At 49.0% G+C, this 18,661-nt stretch carries 18 protein-coding genes; 7 read left to right on the forward strand and 11 right to left on the reverse strand.

What is annotated here, in order from left to right; genetic code table 11:
* Positions 1–12: 12 nt before the first annotated feature.
* The 4 genes from ACS18Q_RS06625 to ACS18Q_RS06640 all read right to left on the reverse strand — a co-directional run bounded on the left by ACS18Q_RS06625 (position 13) and on the right by ACS18Q_RS06640 (position 3,816).
* Positions 13–618, reverse strand: a complete 606-nt coding sequence (locus ACS18Q_RS06625; protein WP_172562177.1) for a redoxin domain-containing protein — start codon at positions 616–618, stop codon at positions 13–15.
* Positions 618–1,172, reverse strand: coding sequence for a MauE/DoxX family redox-associated membrane protein (locus tag ACS18Q_RS06630; RefSeq protein ID WP_441257560.1), 555 nt, complete (start codon positions 1,170–1,172; stop codon positions 618–620). The genes ACS18Q_RS06625 and ACS18Q_RS06630 overlap by 1 nt, the downstream gene beginning before the upstream one ends.
* A 1-nt stretch (position 1,173) precedes the next feature.
* Positions 1,174–2,316, reverse strand: a complete 1,143-nt coding sequence (locus ACS18Q_RS06635) for an amine dehydrogenase large subunit (protein WP_441257561.1) — start codon at positions 2,314–2,316, stop codon at positions 1,174–1,176.
* 306 nt (positions 2,317–2,622) lie between these two features.
* A complete protein-coding gene (locus tag ACS18Q_RS06640) occupies positions 2,623–3,816 on the reverse strand; it encodes a class I SAM-dependent methyltransferase (RefSeq protein ID WP_004726086.1) in 1,194 nt (397 codons plus the stop codon).
* Between the two features lie 245 nt (positions 3,817–4,061).
* Between ACS18Q_RS06640 and yccX the strand changes: the two genes are divergently transcribed.
* A complete protein-coding gene (yccX, locus tag ACS18Q_RS06645; RefSeq protein ID WP_014205155.1) occupies positions 4,062–4,337 on the forward strand; it encodes an acylphosphatase in 276 nt (91 codons plus the stop codon).
* A gap of 31 nt (positions 4,338–4,368) precedes the next feature.
* Here the strand turns inward: yccX and ACS18Q_RS06650 are convergent, their stop codons facing one another.
* The 6 genes from ACS18Q_RS06650 to ACS18Q_RS06675 form a co-directional block, all read right to left on the reverse strand.
* Positions 4,369–4,698, reverse strand: a complete 330-nt coding sequence (locus ACS18Q_RS06650; protein WP_441257562.1) for a TusE/DsrC/DsvC family sulfur relay protein — start codon at positions 4,696–4,698, stop codon at positions 4,369–4,371.
* A 139-nt stretch (positions 4,699–4,837) separates the two neighbouring features.
* The gene (locus tag ACS18Q_RS06655) at positions 4,838–5,500 is read right to left on the reverse strand and encodes a Bax inhibitor-1/YccA family protein (protein ID WP_004726083.1); all 663 of its coding nucleotides are present in this window, start codon (positions 5,498–5,500) and stop codon (positions 4,838–4,840) included.
* 333 nt (positions 5,501–5,833) lie between these two features.
* Positions 5,834–6,589: an amino acid ABC transporter ATP-binding protein gene (locus tag ACS18Q_RS06660; RefSeq protein ID WP_004726082.1), complete on the reverse strand. Its 756-nt coding sequence runs from the start codon at positions 6,587–6,589 to the stop codon at positions 5,834–5,836.
* Positions 6,590–6,611: 22 nt separating this feature from the next.
* Positions 6,612–7,709 (reverse strand): amino acid ABC transporter permease, encoded by a 1,098-nt coding sequence (locus ACS18Q_RS06665; protein ID WP_004726081.1) that lies wholly within the window; start codon positions 7,707–7,709, stop codon positions 6,612–6,614.
* A 1-nt stretch (position 7,710) separates the two neighbouring features.
* Positions 7,711–8,919, reverse strand: coding sequence for an amino acid ABC transporter permease (locus ACS18Q_RS06670; RefSeq protein WP_004726080.1), 1,209 nt, complete (start codon positions 8,917–8,919; stop codon positions 7,711–7,713).
* A gap of 67 nt (positions 8,920–8,986) precedes the next feature.
* Positions 8,987–10,015, reverse strand: coding sequence for an amino acid ABC transporter substrate-binding protein (locus ACS18Q_RS06675; protein ID WP_004726079.1), 1,029 nt, complete (start codon positions 10,013–10,015; stop codon positions 8,987–8,989).
* Between the two features lie 460 nt (positions 10,016–10,475).
* Here ACS18Q_RS06675 and ACS18Q_RS06680 point away from each other — a divergent pair, with 460 nt between their 5' ends.
* A complete protein-coding gene (locus ACS18Q_RS06680; RefSeq protein WP_441257563.1) occupies positions 10,476–11,414 on the forward strand; it encodes an NAD(P)-dependent oxidoreductase in 939 nt (312 codons plus the stop codon).
* A gap of 92 nt (positions 11,415–11,506) precedes the next feature.
* Here the strand turns inward: ACS18Q_RS06680 and yidA are convergent, their stop codons facing one another.
* Complete coding sequence (gene yidA / locus ACS18Q_RS06685) at positions 11,507–12,331, reverse strand: sugar-phosphatase (RefSeq protein WP_158140819.1); 825 nt, start codon at positions 12,329–12,331, stop codon at positions 11,507–11,509.
* A gap of 273 nt (positions 12,332–12,604) precedes the next feature.
* Between yidA and queE the strand changes: the two genes are divergently transcribed.
* The 5 genes from queE to ACS18Q_RS06710 all read left to right on the forward strand — a co-directional run bounded on the left by queE (position 12,605) and on the right by ACS18Q_RS06710 (position 18,622).
* Positions 12,605–13,255, forward strand: coding sequence for a 7-carboxy-7-deazaguanine synthase QueE (gene queE, locus ACS18Q_RS06690; RefSeq protein WP_238810060.1), 651 nt, complete (start codon positions 12,605–12,607; stop codon positions 13,253–13,255).
* 12 nt (positions 13,256–13,267) lie between these two features.
* Positions 13,268–13,957 (forward strand): 7-cyano-7-deazaguanine synthase QueC, encoded by a 690-nt coding sequence (gene queC / locus ACS18Q_RS06695; RefSeq protein ID WP_014205150.1) that lies wholly within the window; start codon positions 13,268–13,270, stop codon positions 13,955–13,957.
* 368 nt (positions 13,958–14,325) lie between these two features.
* A complete protein-coding gene (locus ACS18Q_RS06700; protein ID WP_441257564.1) occupies positions 14,326–15,417 on the forward strand; it encodes a NapC/NirT family cytochrome c in 1,092 nt (363 codons plus the stop codon).
* A 19-nt stretch (positions 15,418–15,436) separates the two neighbouring features.
* Complete coding sequence (locus ACS18Q_RS06705; RefSeq protein ID WP_004726073.1) at positions 15,437–17,884, forward strand: molybdopterin guanine dinucleotide-containing S/N-oxide reductase; 2,448 nt, start codon at positions 15,437–15,439, stop codon at positions 17,882–17,884.
* 129 nt (positions 17,885–18,013) lie between these two features.
* Positions 18,014–18,622, forward strand: coding sequence for an HAD family hydrolase (locus ACS18Q_RS06710; protein WP_441257565.1), 609 nt, complete (start codon positions 18,014–18,016; stop codon positions 18,620–18,622).
* Positions 18,623–18,661: the final 39 nt, after the last annotated feature.

Genomic DNA, 18,661 nt, shown 5'->3' on the forward strand with positions numbered 1-18,661 from the left:
ACTGTCTCCTGCTTAGTGATTAACCGTCATGGTCTGTTTTTGTGAAAAATCTTGTAGTGATTCAAAGCCGCTCTCTTTGGCGTTGAACAGGCTTTCCAACTGTTCTCGGCTGTTGATCAGCCCTTTTGACACGATCTGTCCTTGTTCATCCATGAGAACAGAGAAGGGCAGTTTGGCGACGCGATACGCCACACCCAACTCTTGGGAGAGCACGTATGGAATCGCATCCAATTTGTGTTGGGCAATCAGTGCGCGTTGCGCCGCTTCATCGCCATCACTGGCCAGCACCACATTGAGCCAGCGCGTTTCGGCTTTTTGTAGGCTGTTGATGAGGGGCAGCAGCACTTTACAAATCGGGCAGGAGGGCGAGACAAACAGCACCAGCGTACTTTTTTCCTGCGCGCCGCCCAAGGTGATTTCGCCTTGGTTGAGCGACATAAGTGTCATGGGTTTGGGCGTTTCACCCAGTTGCGGTCCGTTGTTGTTGATCATGGCCCCGACCGGTGAAATTCGCTCAAACAGAATCCCAACTTGGCGAGAAAGCGCAATAAACGCGATAAACAGCAGTGCGACAAGTACAGCGAGAAAGCCGACTGCAAACAGTAATACAGTATTCATTAGACGTCCTTTTCCTGATCGTGTTGAGCAATCTTCAGAATTAAATCATGGTTGTGCATCAGTTGTTCCAGCAGGTAATACCCAAACCAGAGCAACACGCCGCCGCCAATCGCCAAGGCCAGACTCAAGCTGGTGATCGGTTGATTGGCCGTCAACAACATCGAACCGGCCAGCACCATGAGGGTGGCGTTGCGCATCAATGTCCGGCGCGATACCACAATCGGTGTGCCGCCGCAGCCGCAGTCGATTTCTCGTTGACCACTTCTAAGCTGAAGGCTCATGGCGAGCGTGTAGCCCATCAGCAGCAGTAACATCAACCCTTCGCCCACGGCATTGGTTGCTGGTGTGATGCTTAGGGCGACGGCCGCGATTTCACACACCAACAGCAGTACGGCAAGCGGGTAAGCGCGTGGCTCAAAGTGGCGTGAATACTGGCTGATGTACCCCGAGAAACGACGCAAATCCGATCCTTTGTGCAGTGCGGCCTGAATAAACACCAACACGAAGAAGGTCATGAGGGTCAGGTGATATTGGGTTATCCAGGATGTGCTCATCTCAATAATCCACCATCAGCATTTGTGTGAAACTGCCCATCTCTTCGACTTCATCGACTTTGCTGCCTTCAAACGTGCTGCCGTTGAAGGTGTATTTGACCACGGTGCCGAAATCGGTCAGTGCAAATACGTCTGGCGCTTGGGTTTGAGAGACTGCCAACGAAATCGGCTCTTCCGTTTCAATACGCGTCACCACTTGGTGTGTGTCCATGTTGACACCCCAAATCTCTTGCGCGCCGTCTTTGTGGCTGCCTTCTTTACCGTTAGGATGCATGGCCACGAACATCAACTTGTTGGGTTGGTTGTAGCCCATCACTTCGTAGCCGCCAGGTAGCCAGCCGCCGTCAATGTCTTTGGTAAAGCTGAATCTGTCTTCAAGCTTCACGGTGTCGCCGCTGTCGCTGAGCACGTACATGTTGCCTTTGAACGAGGTGAACATCAGCTTGCTACCGTCGCGCTGTGCGGTGATGAATAGCGCATCGTCATCGGTATCGAAAATCTTTTCACTTTTATGCGCAGTGTAGTTCTTGCCATCTTTGGCTATGACGTACGTGGAAAAAGTGCCGTCGCCACAAGCGGCGCTGAACTTGTTGTCCTCTTGCGAGGCGTAGATCCCCCAACAACCCGGTGTCGGAATTTCTAGGAGTTCTTTCCCGCTGGCGATATCAACGATAGACACTGAAGCCGCGGGCGTTGCATTTTGGACAAAGGCGTATTTGTCGCTGGCTGAAGTTTGGAATGAGTTCACGTATGCGGCGGATTGCGCCATTTTCGGAGAGGAGGTGAGCTCTTTATCCAAACTCAGCGAGTTGACCGTGAATTTTTGCACCACTGCGTCGATATCGCCCCATACGATTCGTTTGGGATAGACCGACGCGGTATAGAGCGATTTTTTGTCCTTTGACAGGCCAAACTGGGCAATCAAACCGGTAGAGATGTTCCCTTTGACGCCAAAATTGTCGGCGCCGAGCACGGTGATGGTGCTGGAGCCCGCCCAGCTTTGATCGATCACAAACACGTTCGGTCCCGGTTTAATTTCTTTCTCGACGGAAACGTGTTCGGGTTTAAATTGTGTGGCTGCGTTTGTGGTTGGAAGGAAGATTAAGCCGCTGATAAATAACGCGCCTAGTACTGTTTTTCTCATTGAATGATCCTTTTCGTTGTAAGAAATCATCATTCAAATCGCAAGCTTTATGCCATATTTATCAGTAGATACTCATTTTGCGTGTGCTCTCAAGGTCACACCTTGTTACATCTGGTCTGGTACGTGAACAGGGCTGTCATCAAAGTGTCATGGAAAGCGAAAGTCGGGGACTGGCTGCACAAAAATGTTTGTTTTCAATGCACTATTTTGGAGTTACTGCACTAAAAATGCGCTTGATTGCACATGCGGTTACATGCATTCGTGAAAGAGAAAAGGCTTCCCTTGGGGAAGCCTTTTGAAAAATGATTACAGCACTTTACAAGCGAAACCTTTGAGGTAAAACCCTTCTGGGTATGCCGTGTCTGTCGGGTGATCGGCTGCTTGTTCAAAACGTTCCACGAATTTCACATCGCGTCCCGCGTCCAGCGCTGCATCGGCAATGATTTTCTGGAACAACACTTGATCCATCAAACCTGAACATGAATAGGTCAGCAGCGTGCCACCGGGATTGAGGATTTGCATCGCCAGCATGTTGATGTCTTTGTAGCCTCGGCATGCACCATTAAGCTGCGCTTTCGACTCTGCGAACTTGGGTGGATCCATGATCACCACATCAAACTTGGTGCCTTGGTCGCGGTATTCACGCAGCAGTTTGAATACGTCTGCATTGAGAAACACGGCGCGTTTTTTCGAAATATCGAATTCGTTCAGTTCTGCGTTGAACTTCGCAGTATCCAGTGCGGGTTGTGACACATCTGCGTTGATGACTCGTTTTGCGCCGCCTTTGAGGGCGTACAGGCCAAAACCGCCGGTGTATGAGAAGCAGTTCAACACGTCTTTATCTTTCACGTATTTCATCGACTGGAAACGGCTGTCGCGTTGGTCGAGGTAGAAACCGGTTTTGTGGCCGCCCACGATATCGACACTGATTTTTACGCCATTTTCTTCAATCACGACTGATTTTGGTGGCGCTTCGCCATGCAGAACGCCAACGCGCTCTTCCAACCCTTCTTTTTTACGGACGGCAACATCAGAGCGTTCGTAGATGCTGCATGTTGGGAAACATTGTTTCAGCGCTTCAACCAGCACGTCTTTTTGGCATTCAGCACCTGCGCTCAGCAATTGACACACCAGAAAATCTTGGTATTTGTCGATCGTAATGCCCGGCAGACCGTCAGATTCTGCGGCGATCAAGCGGTAACCCGTTAGCCCGTCACGCACAATCAGATCGTCGCGGAGTAGTTGCGCTTGTTGAATACGTTTCACGAAGAACGCGGTGTCGATGGCTTCTTTTTCAAAGCTCCATACTCGCGCACGAATTTGAGAATGCGGTGAGTATGCCGCTTTCGCAAGCCATTGGCCATCGTGGGTATATACATCAACGGTGTCACCTAAGTTGGGTTCACCTTCGATTTTGCCGATACCACGAGAAAACACCCAAGGATGTTTGCGGCGTAAAGATTTCTCACGACCTTTGACCAGATAGATTGCAGGAGTCATTGCGTTACTCAAATGATTAATAGAAATGGGCGGGTATTTTCATGGAACTCAGCCAGAAAAGCAAACGCCGCGGGAAAATAGTCTTGGTCTTGCGCTCACAGTGCTTGATGTGAAAATTGTCTATCCTTGGTAAAGGTGATTTAGGGTCAAGGCGAGCAAGTGGTGCGCATATGTTTAGGGAACTCAGGAAATGGTTGTTGTCGAATCACCATGAGGCTTCAACATCGGAACAGGAAGGGAATGAGATGTCGATCAAATGCGATAAGTTTATTGTGTCGGGCGTGGTGCAAGGGGTGGGGTTTCGCTATCACACGGCGCATCAGGGATTAACGCTGAGCTTAACGGGGTATGCAAAAAACTTGTCTAGCGGCGATGTGGAAGTAATTGCATGCGGGGAACCCGACCAAGTCGACGCGCTGCATGAATGGCTCAAAGAGGGGCCAAGAACGGCATCGGTCAATCACGTGGAACGTTTGGAATGTATCACCAACAAGCATTATCGCGGGTTTGAAATCCTGTAAGCTGGGCGCTTACAGGATGACGAGCAAAGCGTTATAGGCACTTGGCCGGTTTAGGCAGGCCTGCCAGCTTGGTGGCTTGTTTCGCTGGGCCTTTCGGGAACAGTTTAAACAGGTATTTGCTGTTGCCTTTTTCTGGACCGTGCTCTTTTTCCATGGCTTTCACAAGCATGCGAATCGCCGGTGACGTTTTAAATTCTTCGTAGAAGTTACGCACGAAAAGCACCACTTCCAAGTGAGCATCCGTTAGAGTCAGGCCTTCTTCCTTGGCAAGCATGTCAATCATTTCTTCTTCCCACAAGGTGTAGTCCAACAAGTAGCCTTGTGCGTCGGTTTCAATCGATTTGCCGTTGTATTCAAACATCTTTATTGTCCAATCGTCAGTTTGCGCTAAGGGTAGCGAAGCTCTGGCGTTTGCTCAAGGAGTATTGCGTGTGTCGCAACAACGAAAAAGCCCGAAAGCGAGGCTTTCGGGCTTAGAATCGTTACCTGAAGCGAGCGAATTAATCGTCGCGCATCACGCCGAGAATGCTCAGCAGGCTGATGAACAGGTTGTAGATAGACACGTACAGTGTGATGGTTGCCGAGATGTAGTTGGTTTCACCACCGCGAACAATTTGCTGAGTGGTCAGCAAGATTGCGCCAGTTGAGAACAGCACGAACATACCGCTCATTGCCAAGTACAGCATTGGCATTTGCAGGAAGATGTTTGCCACCATACCGATCAGCAGAACCACAAAGCCTGCCATCAGCAGACCGCCCAGGAATGACAGGTCACGTTTTGTGGTCAGCGCGTATGCGGATGCACCCATGAACGCGAGTGCCGTACCGCCAAGCGCGGTTAGTACCACATCGCCCATCCCTGCACCGATGTACATGTTGAGGATTGGACCAATGGTGTAACCCAAGAAACCGGTAAACAGGAACGTAAAGACAAGGCCCATGCTGTTGTTACGGTTCTTTTCAGTCAAAAATAGCAGACCGTAGAAACCCACCAACATGATGATCAGGCCCGGACGAGGAAGGTTCATCGCCATCGAGATACCAGCCACAACCGCAGACCAAAGCAGTGTCATTGAAAGCAGTGCATACGTGTTACGCAGCACTTTGTTTGTTTGTAGAGCACTGTCATAAGACGAGGTGCGTGAATACATAGGACTGTTCATACTCTTCCTCATAGAAAGGTGTTGATAGTTATATGGACATTTATGAGGCCAAAAGTTCCTTATTTCAAGCCTCTTCCAGTACCAATTACTGGAAATAATAATCAAAAAATGGTCGCTCATGTGTGAGCAAGTTGTAACACAATATTTCCGTTTTGGTGAATGCTAACACACTAATTGTATGAATATTCTAAGCTTTTTGAAGTTAAGCGGAAATATTTGTTTAAATCCATGTACATAAAGGTGATGAATGCCCAAGCGATTGGGCGCTTTTCAAGCGTTCTGCAAAAGAAAAGAGGCGATAAATCGCCTCTTTGATGAGTGAATTGGCTTGCATTAGTGGTGCAGAATCTGCGCCAAAAAGGCCTGAGTGCGGTCAGACTGCGGGTTTTCGAAGAAATCTTTTGGATTGTTCTCCTCGATAATTTCCCCGGCATCCATGAAGATCACCCGGTCAGCCACCTCTTTGGCAAAGCCCATTTCGTGCGTCACACACAACATGGTCATGCCTTCTTCCGCCAACTCGACCATTACATCAAGCACTTCACGCACCATTTCTGGGTCGAGCGCTGAAGTCGGTTCATCAAACAACATGACCTGCGGGTTCATGCACAATGAACGCGCAATCGCCACACGTTGTTGCTGACCACCGGACAACTGACCTGGGTATTTGTCTGCCTGATCAGGAATCTTCACGCGTTGCAGGTACTTCATGGCAATCGCTTCGGCTTCCTCTTTCGGCATCTTTTTCACCCAAATCGGTGCCAGTGTGCAGTTTTCCAAAACCGTTAGGTGAGGGAAGAGGTTAAAGTGCTGAAAACACATCCCCACTTCACGGCGAACGGCTTCGATGTTTTTCAGATCTTCCGTCAGTTCATTGCCTGACACGACGATCTGGCCTTTTTGATGCTCTTCCAGACGGTTGATGCAGCGAATCATGGTGGATTTACCCGAACCGGATGGGCCACAGATAACGATTCGCTCACCTTTTTTGACGTCTAGATTGATGTTTTTTAGTACGTGAAACTCACCGTACCACTTGTTCATGTCCTTAATCTGAATCATGAGTTCGCTTGAATTTTGTTGCGTCATAATACGTTCCTTGAAAGATTGCTTATCGTTTGTGGCCGGTGTGGAGTTTGCGTTCAAGCCAGATCGAATATCTCGACATGCCGAAACAGAACACCCAGAACACTAACGCGACAAATACATAACTCTCGGTTGCAAACCCTAACCATTCCGGGTCGGTGTTTGCAGCCTGGCCGATACCCAACACATCAAACATACCGATGATGAGCACCAAGCTGGTGTCTTTAAACAGGCCAATGAAGGTGTTCACGATAGACGGAATCGTGATTTTTAGCGCTTGAGGCAGAATGATCAGCCCCATTTTCTTCCAATAGCTCAGGCCAAGCGCATCGGCGGCTTCGTACTGACCTTTCGGAATGGCTTGCAAACCACCACGAATCACCTCCGCCATATAAGCGGCACTGAACATCACCACACCAATCAGGGCGCGCAGTAGCTTATCGGTTTCTGAACCTTCGGAGAGGAACAGCGGCAACATCACCGACGCCATGAACAGCACGGTAATCAAAGGCACGCCACGCCACACTTCAATGTACACGGTACAGAGGCTGCGAATGACAGGCATGTCTGAACGACGACCCAATGCCAGTGCGACCCCAATCGGCAGCGAGACCACAATACCGACTAGCGCGATGATCAATGTCACCAACAAGCCACCCCATTTATGGGTGGACACCACCTCCAGTCCAAACACGCCGCCATACAGCAGGCCTGCCATCAGGAACGGATAGATGTTGACAAAGAACAGCCAGATCCACGTGCGTTTTGGCGTGCGTTCATACGCCAAGAGCGCAATGAAAATCGCCAATGTGGCAAAGAAGATGCGAGGACGCCATAACTCAGCTTGTGGGTAGAAGCCGTACATGAACTGTTCCCAACGCACGCTGATAAAGACCCAACAAGCACCATCACGGGTACAGGCATCACGAGTGGCACCCACCCAGTCTGCTTTGATGATGGCCCAGTCCAGCACATGCCAGATGGCTGAAAAGGCAATGTAGGCCAAGATCAATGTTACGACAGAGTTTAAAGGGCTGTTAAACAGATTTTTACGGAGCCAGCCGACCACGCCGGTTGTGTTTGCTGGTGGCGGCAGACTGGGTTGAAACTGATGCGTTTTCATCTTATCTCTCCACCAATGCAACTTTACGGTTATACAGGTTCATCAATGCTGAGGTAATCAAACTCAGAGCCAGATAAACCCCCATGGTCATAGCAATGATCTCGATTGCCTGACCCGTTTGGTTCAGCGTGGTTCCCGCGAAGACCGACACCAGATCCGGATAACCAATTGCCATCGCAAGCGATGAGTTTTTGGTCAGGTTCAGGTATTGACTGGTTAATGGCGGAATGATGATGCGCAGTGCTTGAGGAATGACCACCAGCTTCAATGTTTTCGAGCGTGGCAGGCCAAGCGACATCGCCGCTTCTGTCTGACCATGGCTTACGGCATTGATCCCGGAACGAACAATCTCTGCAATAAACGCGGCCGTGTAGACACTCAACGCGAGCAGCAGGGCCGCCAGTTCAGGAATGATGCTGATACCACCGCGGAAGTTGAAACCTTTCAACTCGGGGTATTGCGCCGAAATCGGCATCCCCATGATGAAATAGACAATCAGCGGTAGACCCACACACAGCACCAGAACAATACGTCCCATCGGTGTTTGTTGACCGGTGAGGCGTTGCTTGTTATTGGCCCATATATTGATCACAATCGAGGCGATAACGCCTGCCACGAAGGCAATCAGAACCACACTGGATCCAGGTTCGAAGACCGGCGCCGGGAAGAACAAACCACGAACGTTCAAAAAGACCGCTTCGCCTAAGCTCATACTCTCACGTGGTGACGGCAGCGCTTGTAGCACGGCGAAGTACCAGAAGAAGATCTGAAGCAGAAGTGGGATATTACGGAACGTTTCGATATACACCGCCGCGAGACGGCTAACTAACCAGTTAGATGACAGGCGTGCAATGCCCAGCACGAAGCCGATCATCGTCGCCAAAATAATGCCCAAGACTGACACCAAAGCGGTGTTCAGTAAGCCGACAACGAACGTTCGCCCGTAAGAGTACGTTTCGTTGTAGTCGATCAAGGTCAGGCCAATCCCAAAACCGGCAGGTTGATCGAGGAAATCAAAACCGGTCGCGATACCTCGCGATTCCAGATTTGTCAGGGCGTTATTAATGATGGTGTAGAAGAAAAAAACCAGAGCGGCAATAGCGATCAGCTGAAAGACAACTGAACGAAAGGTGGGATTGTAAAATAAACTTGTGCCTTTCGACGGAGCAGCGCTCGCGGTCTTTTGCACAGCAGTATTCGTAGGTTTCATACAGCGATAACCTCTTATCCATTTTTGACAAAGGGCGGCCGAAACCGCCCATTTTTATCAGTCTTTATTAACGGATAGGTGGAGCGTACATAAAGCCGCCCGCATTCCACAGCGCGTTCACGCCACGAGAAATTTGCAGAGGCGAGCCTTTACCAACGGTACGCTCAAAGCTTTCACCGTAGTTACCCACTTGTTTCACGATTTGGTAGCCCCAATCGTCACGAATGCCAAGGCCTTTGCCCTTTGGACCGTCAACACCAAGGATACGCTTCACTTCTGGGTTGTCCGATTTCAGCATTTCGTCAGCATTCTTCGACGTGATGCCATACTCTTCTGCGTTGACCATCGCAAATAGGGTCCATTTCGCGACGTTAAACCACTTGTCGTCGTCCTGACGAACAACCGGGCCAAGCGGTTCTTTTGAGATGATTTCTGGTAGTACGACTGCTGAATCTGGTTTTTCCAAGTTCAGACGCAGTGCGTAAAGACCTGATTGGTCCGTGGTCAGCACGTCACAACGACCTGCATCGAAACCTTTTGATGTTTGCGCCGCTGTATCGAATACGACCGGCTTGTAGCTCATGCCGTTGTTACGGAAGTAGTCTGCAAGGTTGAGCTCAGTGGTGGTGCCCGATTGAACACACACGGATGCGCCATCCAGTTCTTTCGCACTTGAAATGCCAAGATCTTTCTTAACCATGAAGCCCTGGCCGTCGTAGTAGTTCACACCAACGAAGTTCAGACCCAGCGCGCTGTCGCGGTGTAGTGTCCAAGTGGTGTTACGAGACAACACATCAATTTCGCCTGACTGCAGGGCAGTAAAGCGTTCTTTCGCGGTGAGAGGTACGTATTTCACTTTAGTTTTGTCACCAAGAACTGCAGCCGCGAGCGCTTGGCAATATTCCACATCAATCCCTTCCCATTCGCCTTTTGCGTTCGGGTTCGAGAAGCCCGGTAGACCAGTACTCACGCCACAAGTCAGAAAACCTTGTGACAACACTTTGTCTAGGGTGCTATCCGCAGCAGATGCTGAGTTTGCCATCAGGGCAGTCGATGCCGCTACGACGGAAGCAAGAAGTGTTAGTTTATTTGCCATTTGTATCCTTCCTGTATGATCCATATTTGATCAGTGATGCCTGATCCAAGGTTCAGAAAATGTTGTGTTTTATTATTAGTTTCGGTTGTATTTGGGCTCAATCGCACGTTTACAAATCAACCGTTTATAAGCGTAGGAAAGGATTAAAGTTTTCTCAAATATATAATTTAAAAAGATTTTCGTTTGAGAAGCCAAACCTAAGCTGTTGTTAGAATGGCCAAATGTTACGCGATTGTAAATAGTGCAACTAGGCACACGAATAGTGCAACAGAACGGTCGAAGTATTATTGACTGTTAACTTAATATTAACACTTGGTGTTGGTATGGTAATTCAATATAAAATGCTGATCAGCCGCTTAAATTCGGTGATTAATTATTTCATCCACCTTAGCTAGTGATTTCATTGCACCTTTTTTGGTAGCATGAAACGCATAGTTATTTAGATTGTGAACAAAATAAAATGCGATACTTTCCTCTGTTTCTGGATTTAACAAATAAACCTGTGCTCGTTGTTGGCGGAGGAGAGGTAGCGTGCCGCAAGATTGATGCGCTGCTGCGTGCTGGTGCGAAAGTGACCATTGTATCACCACAAATTGCCTCGACTCTTCAATCCTATGTGGATGACCGCAAATGCCAATGGATACAGAACTTTTACTCCTCGCAATTGCTCACAAAGGAGTACTTGCAAGTCTGGGCGACAACCGACAATCCTGAACTTAATCACCAAGTGCATAAGGATGCAAAAAAACTTGGTATTCTAGTCAATGTGGTGGACGACCAACCTTACTGTGATTTCATCACGCCTTCGATGATTGAACGAGGTCGAATTCAACTGGCGATCTCCAGTGGTGGCGCGTCTCCGGTACTGATTCGCAACGTCCGTGAAACCTTGGAAGCGGTCCTGCCACAAAACCTAGGATTACTGGCTGATTTCGGAGCGTCAAAACGCAACTCAATTAAAGAATTTTTGCCGACAGTTGATCTACGTCGCAAATTTTGGGAGCTGTTTTTCGCAGAAGCCGAAGTTAAAAATGCCAAAGATCGTGAAAGCCTCGAGAAGATTTATATCAAAGCGCTCGATAAACCGTTGGATGAACGTGGTGAAGTGACTTGGGTTGAATTTGGTCAAGATGTTGAGCTTCTGCCGCTGAAAGCACTGCGTTACATGCAACAGGCCGAACTGGTCTTGCATGCGCGTTCATGCCCGTTTGAATTTATTGATTTGTGCCGTCGCGACGCAGAACGTGAACACTTTTCTAGTGCCGCCGAATTGAGTGAACGCCTACAGCAAGCGAGTCAAGCACAGCTCCGCGTGTGCGTCTTGATTCCTCAAGGCACTCAAGAGTACGCGTTGCTGCAAGCGCAACAACGTGTGCTGGGACAAGGCTACGAGAAATAGCCGCGTCGCGCTTTCGACATCCAATCAAGTCAGAAATGAATCCAAGTAAAAAGGCGGCCATAGGCCGCCTTTTTGATCTGAAGTCTATGTGTTTACGCGTTACAGGGTGTTTTGTTGAGCGCAAACTTTTCGATGGCTACAGCAACACCATCTTCATCGTTGCTCAACGTAATGTAATCGGCAATGCGCTTGGTTTCTTCCATCGCATTTGCCATCGCAATGCCTAGGCCAGCATAGTTCAGCATGTGGTGATCGTTTTCAGCATCGCCCATACATATCACCTGACTGGCCGGAATGTTGAGGTGGTCAGCAATCGCTTTGACACCGACGCCTTTATTACTTTTCGTGTTGAGGAATTCAAGGAAGAATGGGGCACTTTGCACAATGGTGTATTGTTCATGCAGTTCCGCGGGCAGGCTTTCAATCGTGCGAGTGAGCAGCTCAGGTTCGGCAACAATCATGGCTTTGATAATCGGGTGATCGTCTTCGAGCAGTTCGAAGTCCATTTCCGTGATCGTCAGGCCGTTAATCTGTGCTTCGACTTCGGTAAATTGGCTGATCTTTGGTGTGATCAAGCCGTGAATTTGGCTAAATGCATGGGTATTGACGCCCATCTCGTTTGCCAAGCGCGCCACCATTTTTGCACTACGACCATCCAAAATCTGTTGATAGATGATTTCGCCTGTGCCGACATTGGCGACCATTGACCCGTTGTAGTAAAGCACGTAATCGTCGTTGGATTGGATGTTCAGTTCTTCAAGCTTACTGCGCATGCCATCAATCGGGCGGCCGGAGGCCAACACCACTTGAATACCTTGTTCACGAGCCTCAGCAATCGCCAGTTTAGTCCGTGGTGAAATCTGCTTTTGGCTGTTTAAAAGGGTGCCATCCATATCAAGAGCGATCAGTTTGTACATGTCTTACCTAAAAAGTCTGCGCGAAACGGAAGTCGAGATTATACCTAAAATATGACAGGATGCGCGTTTTTGATGAAAGTGATGTTCAATGAACGGGCATAACTATGCGCTGGATAGCGCTATGTTTGAGTCAGGTTTGAAGGAGCTATCGGCGCTTTTTATGCGAGTCACGTCGGTTTTAAATTGACCTTCACGAACGCATCCTTTAAGGTCAGCGACCTGCAATTTTTGGATAACAAGTTAGGCAATTTTACCTTGTATAAAGTAAACGAAATGTTTGAGACGATTCAGGGCGAGGGTGTGTTTACCGGCGTGCCTGCGGTTTTTGTTCGTCTGCAAGAATGTCCTGTCGGTTGTGCGTGGTGCGATACCAAACAAACGTGGGATGCGGCGCCCGCTGATGAGCGTTCATTTGATGAAATTCTGGTCAAGACAGAAGACAATCCGAACTGGTGTTCGGCATCTGCGCCGCAGATCATCGAACGATATCGCGCTCAAGGTTATACGGCCAAACATATCGTGATCACAGGTGGCGAACCTTGTATCTATGATCTCGTGCCATTGACCCAAGCGTTTGAAGCGATCGGTTGCCGTTGTCAGATCGAAACCAGCGGCACATTTGCGGTACAAGCAACGGAAAACACTTGGGTGACAGTGTCACCAAAAGTGGCCATGAAAGGCAAACTGCCTGTGGTGGATGTGGCGCTGCAACGCGCCAACGAGATCAAGCACCCTGTGGCAACAGAGAAAGACATCGATAACTTAGACCAACTTTTAGCGCGCGCGGGTGTGCCGGCAACGACGGTGGTCGCGCTTCAACCGATTAGCCAAAAGCCACGTGCAACGCAATTGTGTATTGATACCTGCATCGCGCGTAACTGGCGCTTGTCGATCCAAACCCACAAATATCTCAGTATTGCGTAAAGGAATCGTAGAATGAAAAAAGCAGTTGTCGTCTTTAGCGGCGGTCAGGACTCAACCACCTGTCTGGTTCAAGCGTTGAAAGAGTTTGATGAAGTGCATGCGATTACGTTTGATTACGGGCAGCGCCATAAATTGGAAATCGAAGTGGCTCAAACGCTGGCGAAAAAACTCGGTGTGAAAGCGCACAAAGTGATGGATGTGGGGCTGTTGAATGAATTGGCGATCAGTTCACTGACGCGCGATGACATTCCGGTGTCCAACGAACTGCAAGAAAATGGCCTGCCTAACTCATTTGTCCCAGGCCGCAACATTCTGTTTCTGACGCTGGCGGGCATTTATGCTTACCAAATTGGCGCGCAAACCGTGATCACGGGGGTGTGTGAAACCGATTTTTCGGGCTATCCCGATTGCCGCAATGACTTTGTCAAAGCGATGAACAGTGCGTTGGTCTTGGGGATGGATCGTGAACTGGAGATTCGCACGCCGTTGATGTGGTTAAATAAAGCTGAAACCTGGGCTATGGCGGATCAAAATGGCGCGCTGGAGCTGGTGCGTCATGAAACACTGACGTGTTACAACGGCATCATGGGGGATGGCTGTGGCGATTGCCCATCGTGTCACCTACGCAAAGTCGGCTTAAATGATTATTTGGAACATCGCGAAGCCGTGATGGCCGCATTGGTTGCAAAACAAAGCCAATAATTTTTGCTAAGACAGATTGACTTGATGCAGTGAAAGTGGCGATTGTATTCGCGCACTATCGCTGCATTTTTTTATCGTGATTTTCATCTTTTCGCTTACCGCTATACCTTTCATTTCTCTACCTATTCCTCTCGAATTCTCTCTTGTAACCCGATTTATCCGTATAAGAACTGAGAAATCAGCGCAAATTGTGTTGCGATAATTTGATTCTGGTACAAAAAGTGATGTGAATCACATTCACCTATGCTATCGATTGACTACTATTAGAAAGCCTAACCCTAAGGGGTAGGGTCGCTCTCGCAACTCTGTTCAGACCATCGAATTAGGCTTCACTGGAAATCATCCCCACCACAGATTTGTGAGGAAAAATGAGTATAAAAAAAGGCGCTATAGTGCTTGTTCTCGTCATTGGTGTTGTCATTGGTTGGCTATCACTTGGCGTAACGCATGCCATCTTAGAAAAAACGTCGAGTACCGAGTTTTGTGTTTCTTGTCACACTATGGATACACCTTATAAGGAATATCAAGGTTCGGTTCATTTCACCAATGCGAAGGGTATTCGCGCTGAATGTGCAGACTGTCATATTCCGACCGATACCATCGATTACTTAATCACCAAAATTCGCGCATCCAAAGATATCTACCACGAATTCATCACCAAAAAGATCAGTACCGATGAAAAATACGAGGCACATCGCGCAGAAATGGCGGAGATGGTCTGGGCGCAGTTAAAAGCGAATGACTCTGTGACGTGCCGTTCTTGTCACACTGAAGACGCGATGGAAACTTACGACCAGTCACCTGAAGCGCAGAAAATGCACCAATATGGGATTGAAAACAATCAAACCTGTATTGATTGTCACAAAGGGGTCGCACACATTCTTCCTGAAGTGAAAATGGACAGCCAAGCGCTGGCGCATTTGGTGGATGAAGCCAAACTCACGCCAACCACGGCAAAAGAAGTCTTCACCCTTCAAGCCACGCCAATTGGCGATTTGGGCACCATCAATCCGGCGACCAAACTGGCGGTGGTGGGCGATCACGATGGCAAACGTACCGTAACGATGCAGGCGTACCAAATGCAAGGGGCTGAGCAGGTTCTGTATATGGGCCAAGGCAAACGTGCTGTGGTCGCGATCTTGACAGATGCGGGTCAAAAAGCGTTGAAGACAGGTGAGTACACAGAAGACGATTACGGCAATCAATGGCGCCAAGTTGAACTGCAAGGCGACATCGAAACGCCTGTGTTGGCGAAAGTGGATTCTCTATGGTCTTACGCAGAACAGTTAGACAATGTGTACTGTTCAACGTGTCACGCAAAAATCCCAAGTGAACACTTTACTGTCAACGCATGGCCTGCGGTTGCGAAGAGCATGGGTGATCGCACATCGATCAGCAAAGAAGACTTAGAGATTCTGACTAAGTACTTCCAATACAACGCAAAAGATGCCGCTCAATAACCAGTATAAGGATTCAGTGATGACTACTATCACACGTCGAAGTTTTCTGAAAGGTGCAGGTATGACAGCGGGCGCTTTTGCCATCTCTTCTGTTGCACCGATGCCTGTTTTCGCGAACGAGCGCAGTGGTTCGGCTGTATTAACAGCGGGTCGCTGGGGCGCCATGTTGGTTGAAGTGAAAGATGGCAAAATCGTGTCATCGACCAACGCACTGCCACAAACTGTGGAAAACAGCCTGCAATCGTCTGCGCCGGATCAAGCGCACACGCAGGCTCGCGTTAAATACCCAATGGTGCGTAAAGGATACCTCGCAAACCCATCTAAACCGCAAGGCACTCGTGGCGACGATGAGTTTGTCCGCGTAACTTGGGAGCAAGTGTATCAATTGATCCATAAGCAGCAAATGCGCATTCGTAAGCAGTATGGTGCAGAGTCAGTGTTTGCAGGCTCTTACGGTTGGCGTTCGAGTGGCATTTTGCACAAAGCGCAAACTTTGCTGCAACGTTACATGAGTATGGCGGGCGGTTATTCGGGTCACTTGGGTGACTACTCAACGGGCGCCGCGCAAGTCATCATGCCGCATGTTGTAGGTTCGATTGAAGTTTATGAGCAACAAACCACGTACCCGATGATCATGGAACATTCGGATGTCGTCGTGCTTTGGGGACTCAACCCAATCAACACACTCAAAATCTCTTGGCTGAGTACCGATGGTGCTGGCCTTGAGTTCTTCCATCAACTGCAAAAATCCAACAAAACGATTATTGCGATTGATCCAATGCGCTCTGAAACCATTGAATTCTTTGGCGACAAAGTGCAATGGTTGGCACCACATCCGGGCACGGACGTGGCGATGCTGTTGGGTGTGGCACATTCATTGGTGGCGAAGAAACAACATGATGTGGAGTTTTTGAGCAAATACACCTCAGGTTACGATAAGTTTGAAGCGTACCTGCTGGGTCAATCCGATGGCGTTGAGAAAACACCGCAGTGGGCAGAAAGCATTTGTGGCGTGCCCGCGAAACAGCTTGAGCTGTTGGGGGATATTTTCAGTCAAAACCGCACCATGATCATGTCCGGTTGGGGCATTCAACGCCAGCAATACGGTGAACAGAAACACTGGATGCTGGTTACATTGGCGGCGATGTTGGGTCAAATTGGCTTGCCGGGTGGTGGTTTTGGTTTCTCTTACCATTATTCCAACGGCGGTAACCCAACACGTAACGCTGGTGTGTTACCGGCGATTTCTGCTGAAATTTCAGGGTCATCTTCGGCGGGGAACGATTGGGCCGTTTCGGGCGCAGTCAATGCGTTCCCGGTTGCACGTATCGTGGAAGCGCTGGAAAATCCAGGCGGAAAATATCAACACAACGGCCATGAGCGCACGTTCCCTGAAGTGAAAATGATCTGGTGGGCGGGCGGTGCCAACTTTACTCACCACCAAGACACCAACCGTCTGATCAAAGCGTGGCAAAAGCCGGAGCTGATTGTTATCTCTGAACCGTATTGGACTGCGGCAGCAAAACATGCCGATATCGTATTGCCAATCACGACGTCATTTGAGCGCAACGATCTCACTATGACCGGCGACTACAGTAACCAACACTTGGTGCCAATGAAGCAGGTGATTGAGCCGCAATTTGAAGCGCGAAGCGATTTGGATGTGTTTGCTGACATGGCCGAGTTGCTCAAACCGGGCGGTCGAGATGTGTACATGGAAGGCAAATCGGAGATGGAATGGTTGGCCGGTTTCTACAAAGACGCACAGAAAATTGGTCGAGCAAACCGTGTGGCGATGCCTAACTTCAGCTACTTCTGGAAACAGAACCAACTGATTGAAATGAAGTGGAACGAAGAGAACGCGAAGTTTGTGCGTTATAAAGACTTCCGTGAAAATCCGATCCTCAATCCGCTGGGTACGCCAAGCGGTAAGATCGAAATCTTCTCGAAAACCATTGAAAGCTTTGGCTACAAAGATTGTCCTCCTCATCCAACGTGGCTACCGCCAACCGAGTGGGTGGGGAATGCCAAAGATGGCGAGCTGCAACTGATGACCTCACACGCAGCGCACCGTCTTCATAGCCAGCTCAACTACGCTAAGCTGCGTGAACTGTATGCCGTTGCCAACCGCGAGCCGATTTGGATCCATCCAGACGACGCGAAAGCACGTGGCATTGCTGATGGCGATTTAGTGCGAGCGTTTAACGATCGTGGCCAAGTCTTGGTGGGCGCGCTCATTACAGACGGCATCAAGCAAGGTTCGGTGTGTATCCACGAAGGTGCATGGCCTGATTTTGATAAACCACACGGTATCTGTAAGAACGGCGGTTGTAACGTGTTGACGGCAGACATTCCGTCTTCTCGTTTGGCGAATGGCTGTGCGGGTAACTCGTCACTGGTTAAAATCGAAAAATGGCAAGGTGAAGCGCTACCGCTGACAGCATTCACACCGCCACAAGGCGCGTAGTTTTTCTTTACGGTCATCAAACCGCTCTTCGGAGCGGTTTTTTCTTGTGTCAAATCCCCAAATGCGAGCGAGTCTTCAACATCTGGTCATCAACCTGCGCTAGACTCGACGCTAAATCAGGAGGCGTATATGGCGATAAAAAATGTGGTGTTTGATATTGGAAACGTCATTGTGAAATGGGCACCTGCAGAAATTTCTGCGTTAACTTTTGGCGAAACAGAGCAGGCGAAAGAACGAGCTAAATTATTGTTCCATAGCGAAATTTGGCGAGACCTCAATAAAGGTCAATACACCGAGCAACAAGCGCAGGTGAAGTTTCACCACACGCTTGGCATTGAGCCTACGGAGCTCGAGACCCTGTTTCACTACATTAAAGCGACACAACAGCTGATTGACGGCACCCAGGTTTTGATGAATGACTTACTGAGTGCGGGTTACACCTTGTATGCGCTGACAGATAATGTGAATGAGATTGTGGCACACCTGAAAGCCACATATGACTTTTGGCCGAAATTTACCGGTGCAGTGGTCTCCAGCGAATGTGGATTGCTCAAGCCAGATCCGCGCATCTATCAACATTTAGCGCAAAGCCAAAACATTATTCCGCATGAGTCGGTATTTATGGATGACATGCCCGCCAATGTGCAAGGCGCGATTGAGCAGGGATTTCACGCTTTCCAGTTTGCGACCGCTCAAGATGCGCGTGCGCGTTTGCATGCGTTAGGATTAGCGTTCTAGTCTCGCTTGTGGCGATGTTCAATGGTGAAATTCGGGCTG

This window comes from Vibrio sp. Vf1514 (genome assembly GCF_052076135.1).
In the GTDB taxonomy this organism is placed as follows: domain Bacteria; phylum Pseudomonadota; class Gammaproteobacteria; order Enterobacterales; family Vibrionaceae; genus Vibrio; species Vibrio furnissii.